Annotated in this window: 2 protein-coding genes; both read left to right on the top strand. The window is 48.0% G+C overall.

Features of this window, described 5'->3' with window-relative positions:
- Positions 1 to 325: 325 nt before the first annotated feature.
- On the top strand, positions 326 to 1,387 hold the full coding sequence (locus tag OXN25_16575) for a Gfo/Idh/MocA family oxidoreductase (GenBank protein ID MDE0426468.1): 1,062 nt from the start codon (positions 326 to 328) through the stop codon (positions 1,385 to 1,387).
- Between the two features lie 116 nt (positions 1,388 to 1,503).
- Positions 1,504 to 2,335, top strand: an 832-nt coding sequence (locus tag OXN25_16570) for a Gfo/Idh/MocA family oxidoreductase (protein ID MDE0426467.1), incomplete at its 3' end; no start/stop codon positions are given.

Here is a 2,335-nt window from a genome sequence, read left to right as displayed (position 1 = left end):
CCGGCGGAATCGTTCAATCATTTATTTCTTAGGGTTTCGAGTGTTCATAACGATCTCCTTTCAGCGATTTGGTGAGGTTGGAATATTTTTGCACTGCTTCGTCTAATAACGCATGTCAAGTCAAGTTAAAGGTGTCAAATTACAAATTTTCCGTTAACAGGGATTTAACCAATCCCAAAACTACTTATTGCGAAAAATTACCAAAAGAGAATGTATATGTCAATTTGTTTTTCCTAATGAAGATTAATATGTTTTGACAAAAACGATTCCTTCTGATAACCTAATGGCAAAACTGAGGACAGATACCACTAATAGGAACATCCCCATGTACAAAACCGCAATGTTAGGGTGCGGGAACCGCGCCCGTCAGCACGCAGATGCTTACCGCTTCGTCAAGCACGGCAAACTCGCCGCTATCTGCGATATGGACAAAGAGCGATTCAACACATTCGGAGACGATTTCGGTATCGCTTCCCGTTACACCGATCTTGACGACATGCTCGAAAAAGAGAAACCCGACGTCCTCCATATCGTCACAAGCCCGGTGGCTCCGAACACTAATGAACGGCTCCGCTATCCGTTGATGAAACAGGCATCCGATCACGGTGTGCCAGCGGCAATTATTGAGAAACCGGTCGCTGTTGAAGGCGAAGATTGGAAACAAATTTCCAGATTAGCAGAAGAGACAAAAACGAAATTCGTCGTTAATACACAACTCAACTTCCATCCGAAAAACTTGGAACTGAAAAAAGATGTCGCAGAAGGACGGATCGGCGAAATTAAGTTTATTGATGCCAGTGCGCGGAGCAGAGCCGCTGAGCAGGGAGGACACATATTACAGTTGGTGTCGTCCTATATTGACAACTCACCTCCCGTGCGGGTGCTTGGGCAAATCTCTGGAAAGGAGCATTTAACCGCTACGCACCCGTCTCCGACTGCTGCTACGCATCCATCGCCAACGCATGTTATCGGGCACGTTTTGTATGAGAACGACCTCCATGCCTCTCTCGCATTTGGAACAGAGATAGCACAAAAGGCATCCGATACTCCGGGTATCTACGATCACAAACGCGTTTTTGTGGTCGGTACAAAGGGCTTTGTACACTGGCGGTTCAGCAGTTGGGAACGCACAACGCTTGACGGGGGTTATGAGGGCGGTCCGCTCAACTATGGCGAACAAGATGTCATCGCGCAGGCGAACTTTACTGAAGCGATTTTTGATTGGTTAGACGACGAGAACAGTGTGCATCCGACACATCTCAAACAGTCGCTCGTGGAGTCTAACATCATCTTAGGGATGTACCAGAGCGGACTCACAAATGAGATTATCGCACTTCCGTTTGAACCTCCCGATGGATTAATGGATGCATTCAGAGAAAAATTGTAAGTCCGGTTTGAATAGGACTTATGGGGAATCGGTGCGGTTAGAAACCGCACCTACCAGTCTTTTAGTACGTAAGCCTCACTGAAAATTTAAATAAAACATTTATAGGAGAACCTTCTATGTATAAAACAGCGATGTTGGGGTGTGGTGGACGCGCCCGTGCGCACGCAAACGCCTATCGGTTCGTCAAAGGCGGAAAACTCGCCGCAATTTGTGATATGAATGAGGAATTGCTCACGAGTTTCGGTGAAGATTTCGGCATCTCTTCGCGTTATACCGATTTGGATGAGATGCTCGAAAAAGAGAAACCCGATGTCCTTCACATCGTCACAGCACCTGTACTCCGCGGCACGAGCGAACGGATTCGATATCCGATCATGAAACAGGCATCCGACCACGGTGTGCCAGCGGCGATTGTTGAGAAACCGATTGCCGTTGAAAGCGAAGACTGGAAACAGATCGCAGGGCTGGCAGAAAAGACAAAAACGAAGTTCGTCGTCAATACGCAGCTCAACTTTCATCCGCAAAACTTGGAATTGAAGCGAGATGTCGCAGAAGGTAGAATTGGCGACATCAAGTTTATCGATGCCAGCGCACGCAGCACCCCCGTTGACCAAGCCCCCCATGTACTTCAGTTAGTATCATCTTACATCGACAACTCGCGTCCGGTACGTGTACTTGGACAAATCTCTGGTGCCGAACAGTTAGATTCAGCACAACCGTCTCCGATGCATGCCGCCGCTCAGGTTTTATATGCGAACGGTCTCCACGTCTCTCTCGCCTTCGGGACAGGTATGGGAACACTTGCATCTGATAGTGAAAGTACTGTCGCGCATAAACGCGTCTTTGTCGTTGGCACAAAAGGTTTTGTGCATTGGCGATTCAGCAGTTGGGAACGCGCAACACCAGAAGGCGGTTACGAAAGCGGTCCCCTCAACTACGGTGAACAGG

This window comes from Candidatus Poribacteria bacterium, from assembly GCA_028820845.1.
Taxonomy (GTDB): Bacteria; Poribacteria; WGA-4E; order WGA-4E; family WGA-3G; genus WGA-3G.
Note: the sequence above shows the minus strand (reverse complement) of the source record. Positions and strands in the feature narration are given on the sequence as shown.

What these genes read in the sequence shown, in the direction of transcription:
- OXN25_16575 (MDE0426468.1), top strand. Translation starts at nt 326, where the DNA reads ATGTACAAAACCGCAATGTTAGGGTGCGGGAACCGCGCCCGTCAGCAC.